The 24,829-nt window shown below is 42.4% G+C and carries 25 protein-coding genes and 1 other annotated feature; of the genes, 4 read left to right on the plus strand and 21 right to left on the minus strand.

Annotated elements, in window-relative coordinates:
• Nucleotides 1-13: 13 nt before the first annotated feature.
• Complete coding sequence (locus tag JOD17_RS04160; protein ID WP_042420307.1) at nt 14-643, minus strand: succinate dehydrogenase cytochrome b558 subunit; 630 nt, start codon at nt 641-643, stop codon at nt 14-16.
• Nucleotides 644-1,056: 413 nt separating this feature from the next.
• Between JOD17_RS04160 and JOD17_RS04165 the strand changes: the two genes are divergently transcribed.
• Nucleotides 1,057-1,449, plus strand: coding sequence for a DUF2507 domain-containing protein (locus JOD17_RS04165; protein WP_204695833.1), 393 nt, complete (start codon nt 1,057-1,059; stop codon nt 1,447-1,449).
• 44 nt (nt 1,450-1,493) lie between these two features.
• On the opposite strand, the gene uvrC is transcribed toward JOD17_RS04165, so the two are convergent.
• From uvrC to JOD17_RS04245, 16 genes are all read right to left on the minus strand, one after another.
• Nucleotides 1,494-3,266, minus strand: coding sequence for an excinuclease ABC subunit UvrC (gene uvrC, locus JOD17_RS04170; RefSeq protein WP_204695834.1), 1,773 nt, complete (start codon nt 3,264-3,266; stop codon nt 1,494-1,496).
• A gap of 67 nt (nt 3,267-3,333) precedes the next feature.
• Nucleotides 3,334-3,648: a thioredoxin gene (trxA, locus tag JOD17_RS04175; RefSeq protein ID WP_042359626.1), complete on the minus strand. Its 315-nt coding sequence runs from the start codon at nt 3,646-3,648 to the stop codon at nt 3,334-3,336.
• A 181-nt stretch (nt 3,649-3,829) separates the two neighbouring features.
• The gene (locus JOD17_RS04180) at nt 3,830-4,807 is read right to left on the minus strand and encodes an electron transfer flavoprotein subunit alpha/FixB family protein (RefSeq protein ID WP_204695835.1); all 978 of its coding nucleotides are present in this window, start codon (nt 4,805-4,807) and stop codon (nt 3,830-3,832) included.
• Nucleotides 4,808-4,821: 14 nt separating this feature from the next.
• Entirely contained in the window at nt 4,822-5,595 is a 774-nt protein-coding gene (locus tag JOD17_RS04185) for an electron transfer flavoprotein subunit beta/FixA family protein (RefSeq protein WP_042359628.1), read from the minus strand.
• Between the two features lie 21 nt (nt 5,596-5,616).
• Nucleotides 5,617-6,378, minus strand: coding sequence for an enoyl-CoA hydratase (locus JOD17_RS04190; RefSeq protein WP_204695836.1), 762 nt, complete (start codon nt 6,376-6,378; stop codon nt 5,617-5,619).
• 23 nt (nt 6,379-6,401) lie between these two features.
• Nucleotides 6,402-6,998 (minus strand): TetR/AcrR family transcriptional regulator, encoded by a 597-nt coding sequence (locus JOD17_RS04195; protein ID WP_042359629.1) that lies wholly within the window; start codon nt 6,996-6,998, stop codon nt 6,402-6,404.
• A gap of 136 nt (nt 6,999-7,134) precedes the next feature.
• Entirely contained in the window at nt 7,135-8,856 is a 1,722-nt protein-coding gene (locus JOD17_RS04200) for a long-chain-fatty-acid--CoA ligase (protein WP_204695837.1), read from the minus strand.
• A gap of 332 nt (nt 8,857-9,188) precedes the next feature.
• Nucleotides 9,189-9,602: a DUF350 domain-containing protein gene (locus JOD17_RS04205; protein ID WP_169961656.1), complete on the minus strand. Its 414-nt coding sequence runs from the start codon at nt 9,600-9,602 to the stop codon at nt 9,189-9,191.
• A 15-nt stretch (nt 9,603-9,617) separates the two neighbouring features.
• Nucleotides 9,618-11,969, minus strand: coding sequence for an endonuclease MutS2 (locus tag JOD17_RS04210; RefSeq protein WP_204695838.1), 2,352 nt, complete (start codon nt 11,967-11,969; stop codon nt 9,618-9,620).
• 27 nt (nt 11,970-11,996) lie between these two features.
• The gene (gene polX, locus JOD17_RS04215; protein WP_204695839.1) at nt 11,997-13,721 is read right to left on the minus strand and encodes a DNA polymerase/3'-5' exonuclease PolX; all 1,725 of its coding nucleotides are present in this window, start codon (nt 13,719-13,721) and stop codon (nt 11,997-11,999) included.
• Nucleotides 13,722-13,732: 11 nt separating this feature from the next.
• On the minus strand, nt 13,733-14,275 hold the full coding sequence (locus JOD17_RS04220; RefSeq protein WP_042420286.1) for a CvpA family protein: 543 nt from the start codon (nt 14,273-14,275) through the stop codon (nt 13,733-13,735).
• 3 nt (nt 14,276-14,278) lie between these two features.
• Complete coding sequence (zapA, locus tag JOD17_RS04225) at nt 14,279-14,521, minus strand: cell division protein ZapA (RefSeq protein WP_042420283.1); 243 nt, start codon at nt 14,519-14,521, stop codon at nt 14,279-14,281.
• 199 nt (nt 14,522-14,720) lie between these two features.
• On the minus strand, nt 14,721-17,135 hold the full coding sequence (gene pheT / locus JOD17_RS04230) for a phenylalanine--tRNA ligase subunit beta (protein WP_204695840.1): 2,415 nt from the start codon (nt 17,133-17,135) through the stop codon (nt 14,721-14,723).
• A 27-nt stretch (nt 17,136-17,162) separates the two neighbouring features.
• Nucleotides 17,163-18,197: a phenylalanine--tRNA ligase subunit alpha gene (pheS, locus tag JOD17_RS04235; protein WP_204695841.1), complete on the minus strand. Its 1,035-nt coding sequence runs from the start codon at nt 18,195-18,197 to the stop codon at nt 17,163-17,165.
• A gap of 61 nt (nt 18,198-18,258) precedes the next feature.
• Nucleotides 18,259-18,476, minus strand: a binding site (T-box leader).
• A 71-nt stretch (nt 18,477-18,547) separates the two neighbouring features.
• Complete coding sequence (locus tag JOD17_RS04240) at nt 18,548-19,339, minus strand: SDR family NAD(P)-dependent oxidoreductase (protein ID WP_204695842.1); 792 nt, start codon at nt 19,337-19,339, stop codon at nt 18,548-18,550.
• Between the two features lie 14 nt (nt 19,340-19,353).
• A complete protein-coding gene (locus JOD17_RS04245) occupies nt 19,354-20,130 on the minus strand; it encodes a TrmH family RNA methyltransferase (RefSeq protein WP_204695843.1) in 777 nt (258 codons plus the stop codon).
• A gap of 48 nt (nt 20,131-20,178) precedes the next feature.
• Here JOD17_RS04245 and sspI point away from each other — a divergent pair, with 48 nt between their 5' ends.
• Nucleotides 20,179-20,385, plus strand: a complete 207-nt coding sequence (gene sspI / locus JOD17_RS04250; protein ID WP_042420269.1) for a small acid-soluble spore protein SspI — start codon at nt 20,179-20,181, stop codon at nt 20,383-20,385.
• Between the two features lie 32 nt (nt 20,386-20,417).
• Here sspI and JOD17_RS04255 read toward each other — a convergent pair whose 3' ends face one another.
• Complete coding sequence (locus tag JOD17_RS04255) at nt 20,418-21,503, minus strand: M42 family metallopeptidase (protein WP_204695844.1); 1,086 nt, start codon at nt 21,501-21,503, stop codon at nt 20,418-20,420.
• 197 nt (nt 21,504-21,700) lie between these two features.
• On the opposite strand from JOD17_RS04255, the gene JOD17_RS04260 reads away from it, so the two are divergent.
• Together JOD17_RS04260 and brnQ are read left to right on the plus strand one after the other, a co-directional pair.
• Nucleotides 21,701-22,111 carry a hypothetical protein gene (locus tag JOD17_RS04260; protein ID WP_042420266.1) on the plus strand — a complete coding sequence of 137 codons (411 nt, stop codon included), beginning with the start codon at nt 21,701-21,703 and terminating at the stop codon, nt 22,109-22,111.
• Between the two features lie 134 nt (nt 22,112-22,245).
• The gene (brnQ, locus tag JOD17_RS04265; protein ID WP_204695845.1) at nt 22,246-23,550 is read left to right on the plus strand and encodes a branched-chain amino acid transport system II carrier protein; all 1,305 of its coding nucleotides are present in this window, start codon (nt 22,246-22,248) and stop codon (nt 23,548-23,550) included.
• Between the two features lie 102 nt (nt 23,551-23,652).
• On the opposite strand, the gene rplT is transcribed toward brnQ, so the two are convergent.
• The 3 genes from rplT to infC are packed head-to-tail and all read right to left on the minus strand — an operon-like array spanning nt 23,653 to nt 24,779.
• Nucleotides 23,653-24,009, minus strand: a complete 357-nt coding sequence (gene rplT / locus JOD17_RS04270) for a 50S ribosomal protein L20 (protein WP_042420263.1) — start codon at nt 24,007-24,009, stop codon at nt 23,653-23,655.
• Between the two features lie 31 nt (nt 24,010-24,040).
• The gene (gene rpmI, locus JOD17_RS04275) at nt 24,041-24,241 is read right to left on the minus strand and encodes a 50S ribosomal protein L35 (RefSeq protein ID WP_042359639.1); all 201 of its coding nucleotides are present in this window, start codon (nt 24,239-24,241) and stop codon (nt 24,041-24,043) included.
• A 28-nt stretch (nt 24,242-24,269) separates the two neighbouring features.
• The gene (gene infC / locus JOD17_RS04280; RefSeq protein ID WP_042359640.1) at nt 24,270-24,779 is read right to left on the minus strand and encodes a translation initiation factor IF-3; all 510 of its coding nucleotides are present in this window, start codon (nt 24,777-24,779) and stop codon (nt 24,270-24,272) included.
• Between the last annotated feature and the right edge of the window lie 50 nt (nt 24,780-24,829).

Here is a 24,829-nt window from a genome sequence, read left to right on the forward strand (position 1 = left end):
ATCACCGACTCCTTTACATGTTAGCTAAAGCTGGATCTAAGAACGCAATAATCGCGCGAATACCAATGTAACTTAGTACTAAGAATACTGTAATACTTACGTATGTCATGATCTTCTGAGATCTTGGTGTAACCGTAAGTCCCCAAGATACTGCAAATGACCAAAGTCCGTTTGCAAAGTGGAATGTAGCAGCTAATACACCCGCAATATAAAATACAAGCATAAATGGACTGCTTAAAATGTCCGCCATCATGTCATAGTTTACATCTGCACCGAATGCTGCAGCAACACGTGTTTCCCAAACGTGCCAAGCGATAAAGATGACAAGGAATACACCTGTCACTCGTTGTAACATGAACATAATGTTACGGAAGAATCCGTATCTTCTCGTGTTGCTCTTACCTAAAAATGCAATATACAAGCCGTAAATCGCATGGTAAAGAAGTGGTAAGAAGATCACGAAAATTTCAAGTGCATAGCGAAAAGGCAAACTTTCCATAAAATGTGCAGCGGCGTTAAACGAACTTGCACCGTACACCGCGAAATGGTTAATGATAAAGTGCTGAATTAAGAATACACCGACTGGAATGACCCCGAGTAATGAGTGTAGTCTTCGGTTAAAAAACTCTTGATTCTGAGGCATCGATAAGGCTCCCCCTCTATTTTTGCTGACCCTTGCTCCTAGTACCTAGCCTATCCATATTTTTTGCTTGTCTATGCGCTATGAAAACCCTCCCTATGGCACTCCACGAACACGGCGCAAACTGTCTCCCCGTGTTACGTCCAGTATTCGATGAAGATATATGCTATTAAACGGAACGAATATGTAACCCTCGTCAGTTTGACCAGCATTCAAAACCTAAGCGTTTTCATACTAACTAAACTGTGTCCCGTCCATTCATATTTCCGACATATTTATTGTACTCTGACACGGTAGAGTCGTCAAGAAAGCAGATAAAACGCATTCATATACGATCATTTGCGATATTTTTACATTTCTGTAGTTTTCTTTTTGTGAAACGCTTATAATAGATAATTGAATTGGGGGAGATTTCTTTGTCTGAGGAAGTACGTAAATATACAGATTTCGGCTACGAATTACTTCGAGAAGCACTGCTACCAGAGCTACTCAACGATGATCAAGACGACATCCTCTATCTCGGCGGCAAGTTGTTAGCGAGAAAGTATCCTCTTGAAAACATCGAACAGCTTTCGGCATTTTTTGACAAGGCAGGTTGGGGACGACTAGAACTTGTGAAATCTGGCAAAAAATCAACGACGTTTGATTTGCATTTTTTTGAAGATGAAAAGCGGGAGAATTTCTCTCGTCATATTGAAGCCGGGTTTATTGCTGCCCAATATGAGTTACTCTATCAAACGACTGCCGAAGCAATCCTCGAGCGAAAGCGTCGACGCTTCCGTTTACATATACATATGGACCTCATGTAGTGAATTAGAGAACACCAGCCAGACGACCCGATCGTTTGGCTGGTTTAGTTTTCTCGTAATCTCGTCATAATCTCTTGCGCTACTTTTTCTGGAATTGAAATATTTGTGAACTCTTCAAGCTCTGCTTCTTTCATTTTCTTAATGGAACCAAAGTGTTTAAAGAGCTTCTTTTTCCTCTTATCGCCAACACCTTCCACATCATCAAGCACAGACTTTTGTACACTTTTCCCTCGTGAATCACGATGAAACGTAATCGCAAATCGGTGTACTTCATCTTGGATTCGTTGTAGCAAATAAAAGGCGTGACTGTCTCTCGCTAAAGGAATGACCGTCGCATCTTCACCAAATAATAGTTGCGATGTTTTATGCTTATCATCCTTTGCAAGGCCAGCAACAGGCAAAGATAAACCCAATTCATCTTCCAACACGGAAATGGCTGCACGTAATTGACCTTTACCACCGTCGACGAGAATCAAATCAGGCATCGGTGCTTCTTCACGTAACAAACGTAAATAACGGCGACGAATGACTTCTTTCATTGATGCATAATCATCTGGGCCTTCAACGTCACGAACGCGATATTTTCGGTAACTTTTCTTTTCTGGCTTACCGTCCACAAACACGACCATCGCAGATACTGGATCGGTTCCTTGAATGTTTGAGTTATCAAATGCTTCAATTCGATATGGAGCATTAATCGCCATCGCTTCGCCAAGATGCTCGACCGCTCGAACCGTACGTTCTTCATCTCGTTCTAACAAGCGGAACTTCGCAGCAAGTGCTTCATCCGCATTTTGACCAGCAAGTTCAACGAGGTCTTTTTTCTTTCCGCGTTTCGGAACACGTACGCTCGTTTCAAGCACTTGCTCTACTTCTTCATAACCGGCAACATCTGGTATGAGAATTTCTTTTGGCTTAATATGAGCGCCTTCCCAATAAAACTGACCGAGGAACGAAAGAAAATCATCCTCTGGTTCTTGATAAAAAGGAAAAATAGAGACGTCGCGTTCAATTAATTTCCCTTGTCGTACAAAAAAGACTTGTACGCACATCCATCCTTTATCGAATGAATACGCAAATACGTCACGATCAACACCATCTACCTCTGTCATTTTTTGCTTTTCCATAACCGCGTCAATATGTTGAATTTGATCCCGAAGTTCTTTTGCACGCTCAAAATTCAAGTCTTCTGATGCTTGAAGCATGTTTTGTTCGATTTCTTTTCGGATCGTTTTATGACCGTTGTTAAGAAAACGACCAATTTCTGATGTTAACGCTTGATTCTGAGCTTGTGATACTTCAAATTCACACGGCGCTAAACATTGACCAATATGATAATACAAACAAACACGATCTGGTAACGTTCTACATTTGCGAAGTGGATACAAACGATCGAGCAGCTTTTTTGTTTCGTTTGCCGCAAAGGCATTCGGATACGGGCCAAAATACTTGCCGCCATCTTTTTTGACGTTTCTCGTCGTAATGAGCCTAGGGTGTTCTTCATTCGTTATTTTTAAATACGGATATGATTTATCGTCTTTCAGTAAGACGTTGTACTTCGGTTCATACTTCTTAATTAAGTTCATCTCTAAAATGAGCGCTTCAATGTTTGACGACGTAATAATATATTCAAAGTCATCGATCTGACTAACGAGGCGTTGTGTTTTCGTATCATGGCTCCCTGTAAAATAAGAGCGAACTCGGTTCTTTAACACTTTTGCTTTACCGACATAGATAATGGCGCCATTTCGATTTTTCATGAGATAGCATCCGGGCTTGGCTGGAATAACCGCAAGTTTCTCTTTAAGAGTGTCCATATGAACACCTCCCCTTCACCGAAAAGTAGAAAAAAAGCCTGAAGCGAATCAGGCTTTTTCTTCTGCTCTATAGATGTTTTTGAAGCAATTCAACAAGTGCTTCTTTCGGTTGGAAGCCTACAACTTGTTCTACTTGCTCGCCGTCTTTAAAGACCATCAATGTTGGGATACTCATAACCCCAAACTTTCCTGCAGTTTCTTTGTTGTCATCAACGTCGAGTTTAGCGATTTTAACTTTGTCGCCCATTTCTCCGTCAATTTCTTCAAGTACTGGTGCAATCATTTTACAAGGTCCGCACCATGGTGCCCAAAAATCTGCAAGTACGACGCCTTGGGACGTTTGCTCTGCAAAGTCTTGATCCGTAACATTTACAATTGCCATTGTGATAATCCCCTTTCATTTCTATCTTTCCACACCGTAAGTATAGCATTCGTAAAACTTCGTGAGAAATAATCTGCTTACACTTCGATGTACTTTTTCATTTATACGTGAACGCGTTCATTTGGTCAATAGTGGTATTAAAAAACACACCAGAAATGACATCTGGTGTGTTTGGGGGTTGTTACGCTCCTGCTTTTACTTTCTTAAACTCTTCAGTGAGGATCGGAAGAATGTCGAAGAGGTCTCCAACAAGACCGTAATCCGCTACATCAAAGATTGGTGCTTCCTCATCTTTGTTGATCGCAACGATCACTTTCGAGTTACTCATTCCTGCCAAATGCTGAATTGCACCAGAAATACCTACAGCAATATAAAGTTCAGGTGTAACGACTTTTCCTGTTTGACCAATTTGTAACGAGTAGTCACAATACTCAGCGTCACAAGCACCACGTGAAGCACCAACTGCTCCACCTAGAATGTCTGCAAGTTCTTCAAGTGGCTTAAATCCATCTGCACTCTTCACTCCACGACCACCAGCAACGATGACTTTCGCTTCTGCAAGGTCGACTTTACCACTCGTCTTCTTCACGATATCTTTGATGACTGTGCGTAAGTCTTTCAAATCTACAGAAACTTCTTTCGTCTCACCACTTCTTGAAGAATCAACTTCAAGTGCTGCAATGTTGTTCGGTCTTACTGTTGCAAAGACGAGGCCACTTGATACGCTCTTCTTCTCAAACGCTTTACCAGAGTAGATTGGACGAGTGAAGATTACTTCTTCGCCAACTTCTTCAATATCAACAACGTCTGAGACAAGTCCTGACGATAGCTTCGCAGCTAAACGAGGCGCAAGGTCCTTACCAGAAGACGTGTGTGGAATTAAAAGCGCATCTGGACTTTCACTCTCAATTACTTGTAACAACACTTGCTTATACGCGTCTGTTGTATACGTTTTCAAGTCTGAATGTTCAGCAACAAGAACTTCATCTGCTCCTTGTTGAATAAGCTGTTCACTAAATGATGCAACATTTTCACCGACGAGAAGTGCCTTTACTGAACCTTCTCCAGCAATTTTCTTTCCAGCTGCAATCACTTCAAAGGAAACGTTACGTAGTTCTCCATCTTTTGATTCTGCAAGTACAAGTACATTTTTAGACATGTTGTAATTCCTCCTTATATGACCTTTGCTTCGGTTCTGAGCAATTTGATGAGTTCTTCCACTTGTTCTGCTGGTTCACCGTCAAGCTTCTTACCTGCTTGCTTTTCTGGTGGCAAAAAGCGGTCGACCGTTTTTGTTTTCGCTTCTAGCTCATCTTCGTCTAAATCAAGATCATCAAGGTCAAGCGTCTCAAGCGGTTTCTTCTTCGCTTTCATAATGCCTGGTAATGAAGGATAACGTGGCTCATTTAAGCCTTGTTGACACGTTACAAGAAGTGGAAGTTCTGTTTCGACAACTTCAACATCCCCTTCAACGTCACGCTCAACCGTTGCTTTTGTACCATCAATATCAAGTTTTGTAATCGTTGTCAGTTGGTTGATATCAAGAAGCTCTGCAAGTCGCGGGGCAACTTGTCCAGCGCCATCATCGACAGCGACATTTCCACCTAGAATAATATCAAATTCTTGGTTTTTGAAGTAAGCCGCTAACATTTCAGAAATCGTATAATGATCAACTTCATCATCAAGGTCTTCTGTATCAAGAAGTACAGCTTTATCTGCACCCATTGCTAATGCTGTACGAAGCTCTTTCTCTGCCTCTTCGTCTCCGACAGTGACGACTGTAACTTCACCATCGTTTGCTTCCTTAAGGACAATGGCTTCTTCAATTGCATATTCGTCATAAGGGTTAATGACAAATTCTGCGCCTTCCTCATCGACACGACCGTCTTTAATCTCTACCTTTTCTTCCGTATCGAATGTACGTTTCATAACCACAAAAATGTTCATCTGGTTTCCTCCTCCTTAGAATTAACGATTTGAAAATACTGGCTTTCTCTTCTCTAGAAATGCTGCAATGCCTTCTTTAGAATCTTCGCTATCGAAACATTCATCAAAATATTTCGCTTCTTTCTTTAAGCCTTCTTCTAAAGATTGACCACTCGCAGCATGCTGAATGAGATCGAGAATGCGTGAAGTTGTTACTGTGCTCTTGCTGGCAATCGTATCGGCAAGAATGCCGGCTTTCTCTAGGAGCTCAGATTCATCTTTCGCAACGTCGTTTACTAGGCCCCACTGATGTGCTTGTACACCAGTAATCGGAATGCCAGTAAGCATCATTTCAGTTGCCTTATGCGGTCCTACAAGCTTCGGTAGCCGTTGTGTACCTCCGTATGCAGGGAGCAAACCGAGGTTCGTCTCTGGTAAGCCTAATTTGCAATCTTCTGTAGCGATTCTTATCGTACAGACCATCGCTAATTCTAGACCGCCACCAAGAGCGGCACCGTGGATCGCAGCGATGACTGGCTTTTTTAATTGTTCAATCTTATTAAACAATAATTGACCATTTTCTGCAAGTGCTTGACCTGAGCTCCCTTGGAACTCTTTAATGTCAGCTCCTGCAACAAAAAAGCGTCCTTCACCGTGCAAAACGATCGCTCGTACGCTTTCATCGTTTTCAGCTTCCGTAATCGCTTCATCTAAAGATTTCAATACTTTCGTCGACAAAGCATTTGCAGGAGGGTGCTTAATGGTTAACCACAAGACCGCTCCTTGTTTGTTCTTTTCAATCATAATTTAAAAGGCTCCTCTCTCGATCATGATGACTTCTGAAAGCCTGTTAAGAGCATGTGATACGTTTCTTGTGAAAGTGACTCTAAGTCAAACTTTCCTTCTTTCATGACCCAATTTGTCACAATTTCATCAAGCGTACCAAATAACATCTGACGAGCTAGCTTCGTATCAAGTTGCTCTTGAAAGATTCCTTCGGCTTTCCCTTCATCTATAACATTCTCCATAACTTGCACATACCCTTTCAGAACATCGTTTATTTTTAGACGAAGTTCGCGGGCAGATTGCCTGAGTTCTAGCTGAGTCACGACAGCAAGGTCCGGTTGTTCTGCAAGTTGCGACAAATGCATTTCGACAAGAAATCGCAGCTTTTCTTTTGCATCAAAACACGTTTCAAGACGCTTTTCAATCGTTGTTATAAACGTTCCCATTTTCAAGCGAAACAACGAAATGAGAATGTCTTCTTTGTTTTTGAAATAAAGATAAATTGTTCCGTCTGCAACGCCCGCTTCTTTTGCTATTTTGGAGACTTGCGCATGATGGTAGCCGTGTTTTGCAATGACTGTCACTGCTGCATCAATAATCAAGTGGTACTTCTCAGAATTTCGTTTATCTACTGCCATGTGCGGCTACTCCCTTATGTCCAACAATTATGAATGATTACTCATTCATAAATTTTACTGAATGTACGATTGCTTGTCAATCTTATAAACAAAGATCACAGTCCGGATGAAGCTTACCGGACTGCTGCCACTAGTTTTAGTTTTCTTTTTGAGACAATAAAGCTTCTTCTGCTTTTTTCTGCTCTTCTTCAACTAACACACGTCTTAACACTTTTCCAACCAGTGTTTTTGGTAGTTCTTTACGGAACTCATAAATACGTGGGATTTTATAGGCAGCAAGTCTTTCTCGACAAAATGACTCTAATGCTTCTTCAGTTACTTCTTTTCCAGTTTTTGTGACAACAAACGCTTTGACCGTCTCTCCTCGGTATTCATCTGGAACACCAACAACAGCACATTCTAGGATCGCGTCGTGCTCATACAACACTTCTTCTACTTCGCGAGGATAGATGTTAAATCCACCTGCGATAATCATATCTTTCTTACGGTCAACAATATAAAAATAGCCATCTTTATCTTGGTATCCCATATCACCGCTTTTAAACCAATCTTCATGGAAAACGGCTTTTGTCGCTTCTTCGCGCTTCCAATACCCTTGCATAACTTGTGGACCTCGGATGATAATTTCTCCGACTTGATCTGTTTCTAGAAATTCACCAGTCTCACTATCTAAAATTGCAAGTTCAGTATCTGGCCAAGGTAAACCGATGCTTCCATTTCTGCGATTTTCCCAAATTGGATTTGAGGCTGCAACTGGAGCCGTCTCCGTTAGACCGTACCCTTCGATTAAGCGCCCTTTTGTTTTCTCTTCAAATTTCTTTTGAATTTCTTTAGGTAAAGGTGCTGCACCACTTAGACAGACTTTGATCGATGAAAGATCATGTTTATCGATATCAGGGTGATTAACGAGCGCTGTGTACATCGTTGGTGCCCCTGGGAAAAGCGTTACTTTGTGCTTTTCGATTGTTTGTAATACTTGCTTCGGGTCGAATTTTGGCAAAATAACGAGCGTATAGCCATTCATTACAGCAAGGTTCAATGCGACCGTCATTCCATACACGTGGAAAAAGGGTAGCACAGCTAACACTTTCTCATGTGGGTTAGGATCATCAGAACGATACGTCCATTTCGTACATTGCTCGGTATTAACGACAAGATTGTAATGGGTTAACATAACGCCTTTAGGTGTGCCAGTTGTTCCACCTGTGTATTGAATTAACGCCAAATCTTCTCGTGGTGAGATGTCGACTTTCTTGTACTTATTCGTTGTTGCTTCAAGCGCTTGTTTCAAATTATGTGTTTGTTCGTCATAGTCAACTTCAATCTTCATCCCGAGGTTTTTCTTTTGAATAAATGGATAAATTAGATTCTTCGGAAACGGCAGATAATCTTTGATGAATGTGACAAACACATGCTCAAGTTGCGTGTTGTTTCTTACTTTTTGAACACGAGGAAATACCATGTCTAAGCAAACAAGTACTTTCGCACCAGAGTCAACCATCTGATGTTCAATTTCTCGCTCCACATACAGTGGATTTGTTTGAACAACTACAGCGCCCGCAAGCATCGCACCATAATAACAAATCACCGACTGCGGTGTGTTCGCGAGCATGATCGCCACTCGGTCGCCCTTTACTACTCCTTTGGATTGCAGTGCGTTTGCAAACCGTCTGGCCTGATCATAAACCTCTTTATAGGTAACATTCGTCCCCATAAATTGAACGGCCTTTTCATCTGGATTCCTCTCTGCTACTTCACCTAAATAATCGGATAAAGCCTTCTCTGAATAGCGATAACTTTGTGCAACATCCTTAGGATAATACTGAAACCAGTTGTGCGCAGTTTGTTCTTGTGTCATCGTTGGCCTCCTTGAAATAGTCATACATATAGTCTACATTTTTTCATCTGAAAACGCTATCATTATTAAGTGTATTATGAATATTTCATGTATAGCATGTCCTATTCCTAACTGATTTTTTACATGTAGATCAAGCCTTATTTACGGATTATCTATGACGAATGACATCAATCAAAAGGCTCGATTCCTAATATAGAAAACCCACTCGAACGTCACCATTCGAGTGGGTAAACATCTTTATTACGTCGCTACAATTAAATATATAAACCCTGCCAACATAAAGCCGACACAGCAAACAACGAGGATCTTCCAAAGTTTCTCCATACTTCCCCCTATGAGTTCGTAATTCCTGCACCGATTACATAGGACAACCCGAATGAAAGAATCAACGATAATAAACCTACAGCGCGATTGTCTGAAGCGATCTGTTCATCGACTTTTAGAAACGGCGTTAAAAATTCAAAGATTAAATAGCCGGCAACGAGTAAAACAAATCCAAAGCTTCCCCACATGAGCATTTGCAAGAGCGTATCGTTATTTTCGATTGAAAACCGAAAAATATTCGTGACACCTAGAATTTTCCCACCTGTTGCCATCGCAACAGCTAAATTCCCTGATCGAATCGATTCCCAATTTTTATATGGGGTAATCCATTCAAAAACGACCATAAATACAATCAAAGCGAGTATTGTGACGCTGTATTGAGCAATAATCATTACCCACGTCATTTCCATCCATGCTGCCATGAACATGACCCTTTCTTACTTTAGATCCGCAACGGTATTGCCGATTCCACCTTCGTTCATGCCTCCGTCACGTGTTGACTTAACACTTGGGTGTTTTGCAAGGTATTGCTTAACCCCTTTTCGAAGTGCTCCTGTCCCTTTTCCATGAATAATATGGACTGTTGGATAACCTGCAAGCACCGCTTCATCCAAATACTTCTCTAAGCGAGACAAGGCGTTCTCATATCGCTCTCCCCGAAGATCGAGCTCTGGCTTCACGGTACTGCCACTCGTCTGAACGCGCGTTACTGGACGCAATTCTTTTTGTTTCGGTTGTTCGGTTTTTTGGAGGTCTTCGACCGTTACAGTCATTTTCATAATGCCGATTTGTACGAGGTACTCTTTATCAGAAACCTTTTCAAGTATTTGTCCTTTTTGATTAAAGCGTTGAACAAACACTTCTTCACCGTCGATAAATGATGCCGCCTTTTGTGCTTTGCGTTTCACTTGCTTTTGTTTCTTCGTAAGCTTAGGAGCTGCATCTTCTAGACCTTTCTTCGCATCAATCAGTTCATGCTCTTTAATCGTAGAACCTTGCTTTTGAAGTTCGCGTAGATGGCCAATAATCTCCTCTGCTTGGAGTTTAGCAAGTTCAACTTCTTCCGCTGCTTTTTCTTCCGCTTCTTTTAAGATGCGTTCTTTTTTGCGTTCAAGATCGTTGAATGCTTCTTCAAGCTCTTCATGGAGTTTCTCAGCAGATTGTCTTAATTCGTCAGCTTCTTCTTTCGCTACTTGAGCGACTTGTTGCTGGTCTTCGAGTGACGTAATCATCTGTTCAGCTTGCTTCGTATCCGCAGTTAGTTCCTTTTCTGCTGCCTCAATTAAGAAATCATCTAGACCTAATCGACGGGAAATGGCAAAGGCGTTACTTCGACCAGGAATACCAATCAACAAACGGTACGTCGGGCTAAGTGATGCCACGTCGAACTCCACGCTTGCATTCATAACTCCTGTACGGTTATACGCATAACCTTTAAGCTCTGTATAGTGGGTTGTCGCCACAGTACGCGCCCCTCTTGCATGCACTTCATCTAAAATCGAAACTGCAAGCGCTGCACCTTCTTGTGGGTCCGTACCGGCACCAAGCTCATCAAAGAGAACGAGACTACGATGGTCAACACTCTTTAATATGGACACGATATTCGTCATATGCGACGAAAACGTACTTAAACTTTGTTCAATCGACTGTTCATCACCGATATCTGCATGAATCGAATCAAAGACGGTCGCCTCCGCACCTTCATCCGTTGGTAGAAACAACCCTGATTGTGCCATTAATGTGAGTAAGCCCGTCGTCTTTAATGCAACCGTCTTTCCACCTGTATTCGGTCCAGTAATCACGAGTGACGTGTACTCTCGACCGAGCGTTAAATCAGTTGGAACGACCGTTTCTTGATCGAGTAATGGGTGTCTTGCTTTTGGATAGTGCAAGTAATACTCTTCATTAATCTTCGGTTTAATCGCCGCAATGCTTTTGGCGTACTTAGCTTTCGCGAATGTGAAATCAATCGTCGCTAACTGCTCAACGTTAATGAGTAAAACAGCTGACTCTGCGCCGACTTCAAGTGACAGTTCACGCAAAATCTTCTCAATCTCATTACGTTCTTTTAAGCGTGCTTCACGAAGCTGATTGTTCGCGTTTACGACCGATTGAGGCTCTACGAACACGGTTTGTCCAGATGCAGATTGATCGTGCACGATCCCGCCGTAACTATGGCGATACGCAGCTTTAACCGGTATCACGTAACGATCGTTTCTTACCGTTACGACTCGATCAGATAGCTTCGTGTCTGCGTCACTAGAACGGATAATTTGTTCCAGTCTAGAACGCACGGTTGATTCAAAGGTACGAATTTGTTGTCTTGCTGCACGTAGTTCAGCGCTAGCACTATCTAATACGTATCCTTCTTCGCTGATCGCTTTTCTGATCGTATTGTACAACTCTTTTAATGGCAGAATCTGCTCAATCATCCCATTCAAGTTCGGTAATTGAATGTCTTCTTCATCTTCAAACAATCGTTCCATGAACAGGGTTAATTGATTGCCTACACGAATTGTATCTGCCGTTTCATTAATCGCTTTTGCATCGAGCACACTTCCGAGTGATGCTCGTTTTACTTCAAAGCGAATGTCATGCAGTCCACCGAGTGGCACATGACCGCGAAGGCGCAACACTTCTGTCGCTTCATACGTTTCATCGAGAAGTCGTTTTACTTCGTTTGCGTCTTTCTCTGGTGTTAATTGCTCAACTCGTTCTCGCCCGAGTGCTGAACTTACGTGCGTGAAGAGCTGTTCTTTCATTTTCTTATATTCTAATGTGTGTAACATCGTCTTTTGAATGACCGTTCACCTCATCTATTGAAAGCGTCGCCGCTTTTCTCCGATGTATTGTTTAAATTGTTCAAGTGAATACGTGTTAATCACATCTTCTCGTGTGAGAAATGCTTTTTTACACGTTGAAACACCAACGCTCATATGGTTGAGCATTTCTTTTCGGTGGGCGTCGGTATTGACCGCAACCCGCACCCCTTTGTCACGTGCTTTTCGTAAAGAATCCGCGGTTAAATCCAACCGATTAGGGTTCGCATTTAGCTCAAGTGCCGTGTTTGTTTCGCTCGCACGTTCAATAAGCCAATCCACATCGACATCGTACCCTGGACGTTGACCGATAATTCGTCCCGTTGGATGGGCAATTAAATGGACATACGGATTCTTCAATGCGCTGTCTAATCGCTCATGTAACGTTTCTTGGGATTGCTGGAACGATGAATGGATACTCGCAATGACGAAATCGAGTTGAGACAAGATCTCGTCATCGAAATCGAGCGTTCCATCTGGTTTAATATCCATTTCTGTACCTGCGAAAATGTGAATGCCCTCTACTTCTTCGTTGACCGCTTTTATTTCTTCGATTTGTCGTAGTAGACGTTCCTCTGTTAAGCCGTTCGCAACTTGTAAATACTTCGAGTGATCGGTAATAACAATGTAGCTATACCCTTGATCTCGAGCTGCTAAAGCCATCTCTTTAATTGAATTTGCACCATCGCTCCAGACCGTATGCATGTGTAGGTCACTTACAATATCACGTTTTTCAATGAGCGGGCGATCTTCCTTAAACCAATCTAATTCAATCGTTCCTTCTCGAGCTTCTGGAGGAATGTAATGAAGATCAAAGTGGTGAAAAAATTGTTCTTCCGTCTCGAATTGATGCAGCTTTTCTTCATTTAGGTCTTCTACACCGTACTCGTTGATCTTTTGCCCTAGATCTTTCGCACGTTTTCGCATGAGTAAGTGATGATCTTTAGAACCTGTAAAATGGTGTAGCGCTGTTGCGAACTCTTCATCATTAACGAGTCTAAAATCAACATTTACACGATACTCTTTTTCAAGCGTTAACGATACTTTCGTATCCCCATCTGCAATGACTTCATACGTGTCACGAAGTGACTTTAATTGCTCACGTACATCATCCGGTTGAGTCGTGCTAATTACATAATCAGCATCACGAATCGTTTCTTTTACTCTTCGTAAACTCCCTGCTCTTTCAAAGCGTGTAATGCCTGTAAACGAACGAAGCTCTTCTTCCACCTGCTCTGCAACGTCTAGCATAAACGCGACTGGCAATCGGTCTGGCCGCTTTCCTACCTCTTCAAGTGCTGCGAGAATCTTCTCTTCGCTTTTCTTACCAAAGCCTGCTAACGCTTGGACTTGTTCTTGCTCACAAGCTTGTTTAAGTGCATCTACATCGGTAATACCGAGTTCTTTGTAAAGCTTATTAATCTTTTTACCGCCAAGGCTAGGCAATTGCAAAAGTGAGGGGAGACCTGCTGGAACTCGCTCTTTTAAGTCATTTAAAACAGCAGTTTCACCGGTTTCTTTCAGCTCAGTAATGACACCCGCTGTTCCTTTGCCGATCCCCGTCAAATCCTCTGGCTTTTCAATTTCTTCTAGTGTGCGCTCTTCACGCTCTAACACTTGGGCAGCTTTTCGATATGCAGATGTTTTAAATGGATTCTCACCTGCGATTTCCATATAAACGGCAATCGTCTCTAATGTCTTAATGACCGCTTTCTTGTCCATCTTGTCACTCCTTAACTCTGTTCAATCGGGGATATCCACAACGTTTTTAACCAATCCGATAAAAACGGGGTTTGTTCAATCATTAATCTAGCAATCGATGAATTAGCGATTGCTTCTTGAATAGCGTCAACTGGGAGTAACGCAGCGACAATTAACAAAACGAATATTAATAGGTACGCTTCAATAAACCCGAGAACGGCACCGAGCAAACGATTAATGGAACGAAGGATTGGCAAATGGCTCACGAAATCTAGCATCGATGCAAGAATATGGAGTAGAATCCTTGTCGCAAAAAACAAGAGCGCAAACGAGATGCCATTATAATAGACCGCTTCAAAATTAAATGCTGAGATTAACATATTGTCAGGGTTGTCTAGAAATTGCGGATAAGGCAACCAAAGTCGTAAGTATTCAGCAATATCTTGGTAAAACAAGTACGCAACGATGAGTGATCCGAAGAAACTTACAAGGTGAAACAATTGTAAGATGAACCCTCGTCGTAACCCAATAAAAAAGTTCGTAATGAGTAGTAGTAATAATAGTAAACTTAACATCGATTAATCCTCTTTTTTTGTTTGTAATTCCAGTTCTTTTTTTAGCTTCAAATAATCATCGGCGATGTTCACTGCCGCTAACACTGCAAGTCTTGACGTATCTATAAAAGGGTTGACCTTTTTCATTTCTTTCATCTTTTGATGTACGTGCTGTGAAACCTCTTGGACGTGCGTCTCTGACTCGTCACTAACAATCGTATACTGATGTCCATAAATCGTAACCGTTGTTCTTTTTTTCCCCGTCACTTTTTACGCCTCCTCCAAACACCACACCGTGATGTCTTGTGAATCCGAAACTTGTCAGTCCTATGCTTCATCATACCAAAATCAGACAGAGAAGAAAATGTCATCTCCTTAATGTTTACGATGTTCGAGTCCTTTCGGTTACACATAACAAAAAGCAATCGCCACCGTTCGACGGCAACGATTGCTCCCTAACTTATGATTATCCTCGTAGACTTGCACCGAGCTTCGATTGCAGGCGTTCAACGATCGTCTCATGAACTTTTGCAATCTCTTCATCCACTAACGTTCGTTCTTTATTTAAGAACGTCACTGAATATGCAAGAGATTTCTTGCCAGGTTCTAGATGCTCACCTTCATAAACGTCAAAGAGAGTGACATCCTTTACCCACGTGCCGGCTGCTTCATAGATCACGTGTTGTACTTCAGATGCTGAGATTTGCGCATCAACAACGACGGCGAAATCACGCTTGATTGCTGGGAAACGTGGAAGCGGATCATAACGCATCGTTTTGTCTTGTTCCGTTAACAGCGCCTCACCACGAAGTTCAAACACATACGTCACAGGCAGTCCTTCACGCGTTGCAAATGTCGGATGAAGTTGACCGATAAAGCCGACAACCTGTCCGTTCACGAGCACATCTGCACTTTGTCCTGGGTGAAGTTGTTCCCGTTTAGCGATTCGGTACGTCACACCTTCAGTTAATCCTAGTTGTTCTAACAAACCTTCTACAATGCCTTTCGCTGTATAGAAATCAACAGGTTCTGCCGTTTTGTTCCAAGCAGCGGCTGTCCAATTGCCACTAAATGCTCCTGCGATATGCCAAAGCTCAGAAGGCAGCTTCTCTCCTGGATTTGGTAAGAATACAGCTCCCATTTCAAACAACGCAAGGTCGTTGTTTTGACGGTTTTTGTTGTAGCTAATGCTATCAAGCAACTGTGGTAATAGACTTTGACGTAGAACTTTACGCTCTTCGCTCATCGGCATTAAAACGCGTACGTCATCGCTAAACTCATCAAGTCGGAAACGTTTCGATTTTTCTTCGCTCGTCAACGAATACGTAATTGCTTCTTCTAGTCCTGCTCCTTCAAGGAAGCGACGCGCTTTTCGCTTGAGCTTTTGTGTATTCGACAGACGACCCGCGCTTCGCTCACTAACTGGGTACGTCGTTGGAATCCGATCATAACCGTAAATTCTAGCGATCTCTTCAATCAAATCTTCTTGAATGTTAATGTCTAAACGTCTAGAAGGAATTGAAATTCTCCAACGATCCCCTAAATCTTCAACACCAAAACCGAGACGATACAGAATTTCTTCTGTTTCTTTTTGGTCAAGTTCTGTTCCAAGTCTCGTGTTGACAGCGCCTAAACTTAGCTCAACTTCTTGTTCGAAGACTGGCATTTCTCCAGACTCTACAATACCGTTCAGAACAGAGCCACCCGCATACTTCTCTAATAAATAGGCCGCACGTTCAGCAGCTTGAACCGTCCCTTGTGCATCCAATCCTTTTTCAAAACGTGTACTCGACTCACTACGTAAGTTCGTACGTTTTGCTGTATTGCGAACACGAACCGGATCAAATTGAGCTGCTTCTAACAAGATATTCTCTGTCGTTTCAATGACTTCACAACTAGCTCCACCCATCACGCCTGCGAGCGCTGTAGGTGTATGACCGTTTGTAATTACAATGTCTTCTTCATTTAGTGTGCGTACTTGCTCATCCAACGTTGTCATCGTTTCGCCCGCATACGCTCTGCGTGTCACAATTTCTTTTGAGCCAAAACGGTCATAATCAAACGCATGAAGCGGTTGACCCGTTTCAAGCATCACGTAGTTTGTAATATCAACGACGTTGTTTACAGGACGCATGCCTGCTGCAACGAGGCGCATTTGCATCCATAATGGTGACGGAGCAATCGTTACTTTATTAATAATCTTTGCTCCGTAATACGGAACATCTACTCCAGCTTCAACCGTCACACTCACTTGATCGATCGCATTTTTGCGGACAGCACCGTGTTCGATTTCAGGCACTTTAATTGGACGATCTAGTAACGCTGAGATGTCATAAGCGACCCCTAGCATACTTAGTGCATCGGAACGATTCGGTGTTAAGTCAATCTCTAGAACAACATCGTTCAACCCAAGATATTCAAGGGCATCACTGCCAACTTCAGCATCGTCTGGAAGCTCAATAATTAAATCTTGTTGTTCTTTCGAAACAAGGTTTTCGCTTACCCCAAGCTCATCTAATGCACAAATCATGCCTTCAGATTTTTGACCACGAATTTCTGTTGCTTCAATAACACGATTACCTGGAAGAACCGTGCCTGGCTTCGCAACCACAACTTTGCTTGCTTTCGGGGCATTTGTCGCACCACAAATGATTTGTGATGATTGATCACCTAAGTCAACTTGGCAAATCGTTAATTTGTCTGCGTCTGGATGAGGTCCTGAGTCCGTAATTTTACCGACAACAACACCGTCCATGCCGTCATGATAACGATGAATATGATCCACTTCTAACCCGCCGCGAGTTAGAAGCTCCGCTACTTCCTCAGGAGATACTCCTGAAAGATCCACATAATCTTGCAACCATTGATAGGAAACGAGCATGTTCCCTTCACCTTCTTTCTTTATCGATTAAACGTGTTTGAATTGTGATAAAAATCTCGTATCGTTCGTGTAGAAATGACGAATGTCATCAATGCCATACTTTAGCATCGCAAAACGTTCTACACCCATTCCGAATGCAAAGCCTGAATAGACGTTCGGATCAAATCCGTTCATTTCAAGAACTCGTGGGTGAACCATTCCGGAACCGAGTACTTCAATCCAACCGGACTGCTTACATACGCGGCAACCATCACCACCACATACGCCACAGTTCACATCAATCTCAGCCGATGGCTCTGTAAACGGGAAGTAACTTGGACGTAAACGAATGGCACGATTACTGCCGAAATATTCTTTAACAAACGTATCAAATACGCCTTTTAAGTCACTCATTCGCACGTGTTTGTCTACGTACAAACCTTCGATTTGCATAAACTGATGAGAGTGCGTCGCATCATCTTCATCACGACGATACACTTTACCTGGACAAATAATTCGAACCGGTCCTTCACCTTTGGCCGCTTGCAACGTTCTCGCTTGTACCGGAGACGTTTGTGTACGTAAAAGCGTATCTTCTGATACATAAAACGAATCTTGCATGTCGCGTGCAGGGTGGTCTGCAGGCAAGTTCATCATTTCAAAGTTATAGTAATCTAGCTCCACTTCAGGACCTTCTGTGACTTCAAACCCGAGTCCTACAAAAATATCTTCAATCTGCTCAACGACTGCAGTTAGGGGATGCGGAGATCCAGCTTCGACCTTTTTGCCGGGTAACGTCACATCAATTTTTTCTGCCGAAAGTTTCTCTTGTAATTCTGCTTCTTCGAAAAATGCTTGTTTGCTGTCAATGGATGCTTGAATTGCTTCGCGCACTTCATTGGCTTTTTGACCAACGACAGGACGTTCTTCTGCTGAAAGCTTCCCCATCCCTCTTAGTACTTCAGTGATGGGTCCTTTTTTACCAAGATAATTAATACGTACTTGTTCAAGTTCTTTTTTGTCTTGACTGCTTGTTACAGCGCTTTGAGCCTCAAGCTTTAACTCTTCTAATCGATCAATCATCGTGCTCCTCCTTTATTCCTTGCTTCAACATCGTAATTGAACGCAAAAAAACCTTCGCCCAAAAAGGGACGAAGGTTTCGCGGTACCACCCTTGTTATCAGCTCTCACGAACGAACCAATCACTTATGAACTCATAACGGTAGTCAACCGGGACACCTTGTGACCGGTGCCAACTCCAGAGTGAATTCAAGTGATCTTTAAAGAGAAAGACTTCCAATCGATGGTCTTCCCTTCCTGTCAGTCAGTGTTCACTTTACTACTCTCTATCAACGTGTTGAATCATGTTCAGTTGCAGTATAGTATAGAGGGTTTTTGTTGCACTTGCAAGAGGGGCGGTTAACAAATCACGTTTACCTCATTAAACTTCCGCTACTAATCTTCAAGGTTTCGCCGATGATGCTCTCTGTAGCATCCGTTAACAAGTAAACGATGGAGCGGGCGACTTCTTGTGGGGTAATTAGCTTTTTTGTCGGATAGTTATCTTCAGTATGTTGCTTTTGTTCTAAATACGTACGGTCATGTTGCGCGGCTTTACGTTCAATAACCGCTCTTCCCATTTCTGTATCCACAATTCCAGGTGCAACTGCATTCACACGAACACCGTATTCAATAGCTTCTAATGCAAACGATTGCGTAAAACCAATCACCGCAAACTTACTTGCAGAGTACGCCGTGTTAGCATACGTTCCCCGTAATCCAGAAAGCGAAGAGACGTTTACGATTGCACCTTTTTTGTTCGCTTTCATGGAACGGTACACGAGCTTACTTAACATGACTAGTGATACGTAATTCAACTCCATATAGTTGCGCAATTGCTCTGCAGTAACTTCTTCAACGGTATAATTGCCAGCAATCCCTGCAGCATTAACAAGCCCTGTGATCGGACCTAGCTTTTCTTCAGCAGTACATACGAGGTCTTGACGCTCTTCTTCAACCGTTATGTCTGTACGTTTGACGAAATAGTTTTCCGTATGCTTTCTAAGTTCTTCACCGAGTAATTGTAGCTTTTCTTCATTGCGACCAGTAACGGTCACAAAAGCACCTAATTGAGCTACGAGTAAGGCGGTCTCGTAGCCAATTCCACCTGTCGCACCTGTAACAACGATATGCTCATTTTGAAGGGCATCATTTGAATAAACCATTGAGATTCCTCCTATTATAAGTTCGACCATTGATAAATAAGGATGGCTGTTGCAACCGCAACATTCAATGATTCTGACTGACCAACAATCGGGATCGTAACATTCTCATCAGTAAGCGCGAGTAATTCATTAGAAACTCCAGCTCCTTCATTACCAACTAGCAAACCGAAGTCACGACTCTCGAGATCAATCTCCCGGTAATGATGACCTTTCATTGCTGTTCCGATGATCACTTTTCCAGCTTGTTGTTGTGCGATCATTTGTTCACGTAAATCGGCACGAACAATCGGAAGATGAAAAATGGCTCCTTGAGTTGAGCGAATAACTTTGTCGTTATACGGGTCGACCGTCTCTTCACTAATGATGATTCCAGCAATAGCAGCAGCTTCAGCTGTGCGAATGATCGTACCGAGATTCCCAGGGTCTTGTACACCATCAATGAACAATAAGTTCCCCTCAGTTGGGAGGCTTTCATCTGGCAACTTGCAAACCGCCAGCCAGCCTTGCGATGTTTTTGTCGCACTGATTCCTTTCATTACTTCATCACTCACAAGGAGTGGCTCCATCGCTGTTTCTATTGCTAGTGGTTTTGCACTTTCACTTTGTAGCAATGATTCAGCGCGACCTGCCTGAATTGCTTCTTCCACAAGGTGCGGTCCTTCAACGAGGAATCGTTGCTCTTTTTGACGGTATTTTTTTTGCTGTAATTTTTTAATTTGCTTAATTTTAGGATTGCTCGCTGACATAATCAACGTACTCACCTCTTTCGATGATGTATAAGATTCCCTCATTCACCTCATCCTATAATGAAACCTGCAAAGACTGAAGGAGGATCTATAATGGGATTAAATTTACGACATGCAATTTTAGACAACGTTTCTGGAAGTGATGCAACACAAATTGAAGCAACCATTACCGATGCCATTTCTAGCGGCGAAGAGAAAATGCTTCCTGGGTTAGGCGTTTTATTTGAAGTCTATTGGAACGAAGTTGATGATTCAGCTAAGCAACAAATTGTTGAACAGATTTCAACAGGTGTGAAATAAAACGGGAAAACACCCCAAACTGGGGTGTTTTTTTACTTGAATGTTAGCGTTTTAACGGTTTCAGCGTCGAGCTTCTTAATGACAGCTACTATTAATTTAACTGCATTATCAAAGTCATCTTGATTTAAAATGCCGGCGTGCGTATGAATGTAACGTGTCGGAATACAGATTGAAAGTGCCGGAACACCATTAGCCGTTAGTTGAATTGCACCGCCGTCTGTTCCTCCTGCAGCCATCGCATCGTATTGATAAGGAATGTTCTCAGCATCAGCCGTATCAACGACAAGCTCACGAAGGCCTTTATGAGAGATTAATGAAGCGTCATAAACGAGAATTTGTGGACCTTTCCCGATTTCTGCTTGTGCTTCTGCCTTGGATACACCTGGTGTATCACCTGCAATGCCAACGTCTACACTAAACCCAATATCTGGCTCGATCGCTTGTGACGACGTTTTTGCACCACGTAAACCAACTTCTTCTTGAACCGTTCCAACTCCGTACACTTCGTTTGGATGATCGCTATCTTTTAATTGCTTTAACACTTCAATCGCAATTGCACACCCTATGCGATTGTCCCAAGCTTTAGCCATTAGAAGCTTCTCGTTGTTCATGACCGTAAAATCACAAACTGGTACGACAGAATCCCCTGGGCGCACACCAAATGACTCCGCTTCTTCGCGATTACTCGCACCAATATCAATGAACATGTCTTTTTTCTCGACCATTTTCTTGCGTTGGTCAGCAGGTAAAATGTGTGGAGGCTTAGAGCCGATTACCCCTGTGATGTTTCCTTTGTTCGTCATGACCGTTACTCGTTGAGCGAGCATCACTTGCTCCCACCAACCGCCTAAAGGTTGAAATTTCAAAAACCCACGATCATCAATTTGTGTAATCATAAAGCCGATTTCATCAAGGTGACCCGCAACCATCACTTTCGGTCCCCCTGCTTTACCGACCTTCTTAGCAATTAAGCTACCTAAGTTGTCCGTCGTTACTTCATCGGCATAAGGGCTTATGTATTGATTCATGATGTCACGTGCTTCTTGTTCGTTGCCTGGTACACCGTTTGCATCTGTTAAGTCTTTGAGCATTTGTTGCGTCTCTGTTAACTTGACCATTCCATATTCCTCCATTCTAGTACAATACATCTAGTATACCGACAATTGATGGTATACTCAATCCATCGTTTCTTACGCCCGTTTTAAAATGTTTGATGTGCAACAAGTTGTGGAATATTAATTGTAATTCGTAATGAAACGTTTTCTTAAGGTTCAACGTATATATACATAAACCTGTATCGATTGGAGGGCGCATCATGTCGTTACTACTCTACGCATTTTTAGCTGCGGCCTTATTTATTCTAGCCTACTCTGTTTACCGTTATGCTACGAATTCTACACGCAAGCTTGAAGTTGCCCATAAACGACAAGAGTTTTATTTTTATGATGACCCTGACGACGTTCGAAAGAATTTCTTAATTACGTACCGAGGGGTTATGTTTGAAGGAGAGAAGTATGTAAGTGTAGCTGAATCTAGCTTCGAAGTCGTTCGAGTCGTTATGGACCCGAAGCGAACAGAGAGAATTGAAGGGCTTGGATATGAAGACTTCTTATATCTTGAATCGGAAGTAAAGCAACGTTATTCACATGCACAAGTGGAATGGCGTAGCCCTATTAAACAACTCATGCAACGCAAGAAAACTCGAGAAGCAAAGGGGTCTGTCTGACATTCTTTGCTTCTCCACATTTTTCCACAAAAAAGAAAGCGCTTCATTTGTCTAAAAGTTTTGAAAGGGACATTTTGTATGATAGAATAGTTTCCATTAGACTTTATCACTGTAAAGAGGAGCATTACATAATTATGTCAGCATCACAATCATCAACAAAGCAAACGATCTTAATCGGGCTTATGTTGTTCTCTCTGTTCTTTGGGGCAGGGAACCTTATTTTTCCACCGTTACTTGGACAAGAAGCTGGTGATCAACTTTGGCCAGCAATTATCGGGTTTTTGATTTCTGGAGTTGGCTTGCCTGTACTTGGAGTTATTGCAATCATCTATACAGGTAAAGACGATGCTGAAGCGATTAGTAAACGTGTACACCCTATTTTTGCGACAGCATTTACTGCTCTAACATTTTTGACAATTGGACCTTTATTCGCTGTTCCAAGAACAGCTACTGTTTCTTTTGAAGTCGGTTTAACGCCCTTTTTAGACAATGTTACGAGTCTTGCACTCGTTATTTTTACAATTGTCTATTTTGCGTTTGTCTATTGGCTAGCTGCCTCTCCAGGCAAATTCATCGATCGAATCGGGAAAATTATTACCCCAATCTTATTGTTCGTTTTAGCGGTCGTATTAGCTCGAACGATTTTTGGACCACTCGGTACATTTTCAGCGCCATCTGAGGAATACAGTAGCTTGGCATTTTTCTCTGGGTTTACCGAAGGGTACTTAACGATGGACACGATTGCAGCATTTGTTTTTGGAATTCTCGTTTTACAAACGATTAAATCACAAGGAATTAACGATCAGACGGTCATCCGATCTGTAACCATTAAAGCAAGCTTAATTGCCGGTGGACTATTGGCGGTAATTTACACTGGTCTTGGGTATCTAGGTGCTGTCAGCGAAACGGCCGTAGGTACACAAGAAAACGGTGGACAGATATTGCAACTCACTGCTTTTGAGTACTTTGGAGTAAGCGGAAACGTCATTCTCGCCATTACGATAATCCTTGCTTGTGTCCCAACTGCTGTCGGTCTAATCTCATCGTGCTCAACGTACTTTAATGGTTGGTTCCCTCAAATTTCATATAAAAGGTTCGTACTCATCTTCACGGTGTTCAGTGCGCTGATTGCGAACATGGGACTTAACCAACTCATTGCATTTTCACTACCTGTACTTGTGTTTATCTACCCTATCATCATCGCACTGATCGCTTTAGCGTTTACAGACCGACTGTTCGGCGGACGTCAAAGTGTTTATAGAGGTGTAATCATTATGACTGCACTTATCAGTACAACAGATGGTTTGAAAGAGGCAGGATTACTTCCAGAATCAATTGTATCTTTAACTTCTATGCTACCATTAAGTGACCTCGGATTTGGTTGGCTCGTTCCAGCAATTCTCGGTGGTATTGTAGGATTTTTCGTATCAAAGAAATAGTATTTATAAATGCCCACACTTTAATGAGTGTGGGCGTTTTAGTATCACCGATGATCTCTATATAATAAAAAACCCCTGTGCATTGCACAAGGGGTTCATTCATTATGACAATTGAGCTTTTGCTTTGTCTGCAAGTGCAGTAAAAGCGTCTTTGTCGTTAACAGCAAGATCAGCAAGCATCTTACGGTTGATGTTGATTTCAGCAAGCTTAAGACCGTGCATTAAACGGCTGTAAGAAAGACCGTTTAGACGTGCAGCGGCGTTAATACGAGCGATCCAAAGTTTACGGAACTCACGCTTACGATTACGACGGTCACGATAAGCGTATTGTCCTGACTTGATTACTTGTTGTTTCGCTGTGCGGAACAACGCATGTTTGGAACCGTAATAACCTTTAGCAAGCTTTAATATCTTTTTACGACGACGACGTGTGACTGTTCCACCTTTAACTCTAGGCATCGTCAATCCCTCCTCAGTTTACGAAAATAACTTATTTTTTGTAAGGGAGCAACTGCTCAATACGAGACTGATCGCTCTTATCCATAACGGCTTGTTTGCTTAGATGACGCTTTTGCTTTTCAGACTTAGCAGCTGCAAGGTGACTTGTGTTAGCATGACCACGCTTGAGCTTCCCAGTTCCTGTACGCTTAAAGCGCTTTGCAGCACCGCGGTGAGTTTTCATTTTTGGCATGAGTACTTCCTCCTTTGCTGTTGTGCGACTACTTCTTGTCTTCAGCTTTCGGCGCAAGTATTAAGAACATACTGCGACCTTCCATTTTCGGGCGTGTCTCAATGCTTGCAACGTCCGTTAATTCTGTTGCAAGACGCTCGAGAACCTTACGTCCGATTTCAGAGTGGGTAATAGCGCGTCCACGGAAACGAATTGCCGCTTTCACTTTATCGCCCTTCTCTAAGAATTTACGTGCATTTCTAAGCTTCGTATTGAAGTCATGTTCCTCAATAGTTGGGCTAAGACGCACTTCCTTAACGTTAATGACTTTTTGCTTCTTACGAGCTTCTCGATCCTTCTTCTGTTGTTCGTAACGAAACTTTCCGTAGTCCATAATTCGACATACAGGCGGAGTTGCATTTGGAGCAACAAGGACAAGGTCTAATTCAGCTTTAGATGCTAACTCAAGCGCATCGCGCTTTGATTTCACACCAAGTTGTTCGCCATTAGCGTCGATGAGACGCACTTCACGTGCACGAATCCCATCGTTGAGCTTCATATCTTTACGAATAGTGAGCCACCTCCGACATTAGTAAGGAAACGATATGA

The organism is Geomicrobium sediminis, assembly GCF_016908595.1.
In the GTDB taxonomy this organism is placed as follows: Bacteria; Bacillota; Bacilli; order Bacillales; family Marinococcaceae; genus Geomicrobium_A; species Geomicrobium_A sediminis.

Coding starts and splice junctions, on each gene's coding strand:
- JOD17_RS04160 (WP_042420307.1), bottom strand. CDS start 643: ATGCCTCAGAATCAAGAGTTTTTTAACCGAAGACTACACTCATTACTC.
- uvrC (WP_204695834.1), bottom strand. CDS start 3,266: ATGGACACTCTTAAAGAGAAACTTGCGGTTATTCCAGCCAAGCCCGGA.
- trxA (WP_042359626.1), bottom strand. CDS start 3,648: ATGGCAATTGTAAATGTTACGGATCAAGACTTTGCAGAGCAAACGTCC.
- JOD17_RS04180 (WP_204695835.1), bottom strand. CDS start 4,807: ATGTCTAAAAATGTACTTGTACTTGCAGAATCAAAAGATGGAGAACTA.
- JOD17_RS04185 (WP_042359628.1), bottom strand. CDS start 5,595: ATGAACATTTTTGTGGTTATGAAACGTACATTCGATACGGAAGAAAAG.
- JOD17_RS04190 (WP_204695836.1), bottom strand. CDS start 6,378: ATGATTGAAAAGAACAAACAAGGAGCGGTCTTGTGGTTAACCATTAAG.
- JOD17_RS04195 (WP_042359629.1), bottom strand. CDS start 6,998: ATGGCAGTAGATAAACGAAATTCTGAGAAGTACCACTTGATTATTGAT.
- JOD17_RS04200 (WP_204695837.1), bottom strand. CDS start 8,856: ATGACACAAGAACAAACTGCGCACAACTGGTTTCAGTATTATCCTAAG.
- JOD17_RS04205 (WP_169961656.1), bottom strand. CDS start 9,602: ATGGCAGCATGGATGGAAATGACGTGGGTAATGATTATTGCTCAATAC.
- JOD17_RS04210 (WP_204695838.1), bottom strand. CDS start 11,969: ATGTTACACACATTAGAATATAAGAAAATGAAAGAACAGCTCTTCACG.
- polX (WP_204695839.1), bottom strand. CDS start 13,721: ATGGACAAGAAAGCGGTCATTAAGACATTAGAGACGATTGCCGTTTAT.
- JOD17_RS04220 (WP_042420286.1), bottom strand. CDS start 14,275: ATGTTAAGTTTACTATTATTACTACTACTCATTACGAACTTTTTTATT.
- pheT (WP_204695840.1), bottom strand. CDS start 17,135: ATGCTCGTTTCCTATCAATGGTTGCAAGATTATGTGGATCTTTCAGGA.
- pheS (WP_204695841.1), bottom strand. CDS start 18,197: ATGATTGATCGATTAGAAGAGTTAAAGCTTGAGGCTCAAAGCGCTGTA.
- JOD17_RS04240 (WP_204695842.1), bottom strand. CDS start 19,339: ATGGTTTATTCAAATGATGCCCTTCAAAATGAGCATATCGTTGTTACA.
- JOD17_RS04245 (WP_204695843.1), bottom strand. CDS start 20,130: ATGAGGGAATCTTATACATCATCGAAAGAGGTGAGTACGTTGATTATG.
- sspI (WP_042420269.1), top strand. CDS start 20,179: ATGGGATTAAATTTACGACATGCAATTTTAGACAACGTTTCTGGAAGT.
- JOD17_RS04255 (WP_204695844.1), bottom strand. CDS start 21,503: ATGGTCAAGTTAACAGAGACGCAACAAATGCTCAAAGACTTAACAGAT.
- JOD17_RS04260 (WP_042420266.1), top strand. CDS start 21,701: ATGTCGTTACTACTCTACGCATTTTTAGCTGCGGCCTTATTTATTCTA.
- brnQ (WP_204695845.1), top strand. CDS start 22,246: ATGTCAGCATCACAATCATCAACAAAGCAAACGATCTTAATCGGGCTT.
- rplT (WP_042420263.1), bottom strand. CDS start 24,009: ATGCCTAGAGTTAAAGGTGGAACAGTCACACGTCGTCGTCGTAAAAAG.
- rpmI (WP_042359639.1), bottom strand. CDS start 24,241: ATGCCAAAAATGAAAACTCACCGCGGTGCTGCAAAGCGCTTTAAGCGT.
- infC (WP_042359640.1), bottom strand. CDS start 24,779: ATGAAGCTCAACGATGGGATTCGTGCACGTGAAGTGCGTCTCATCGAC.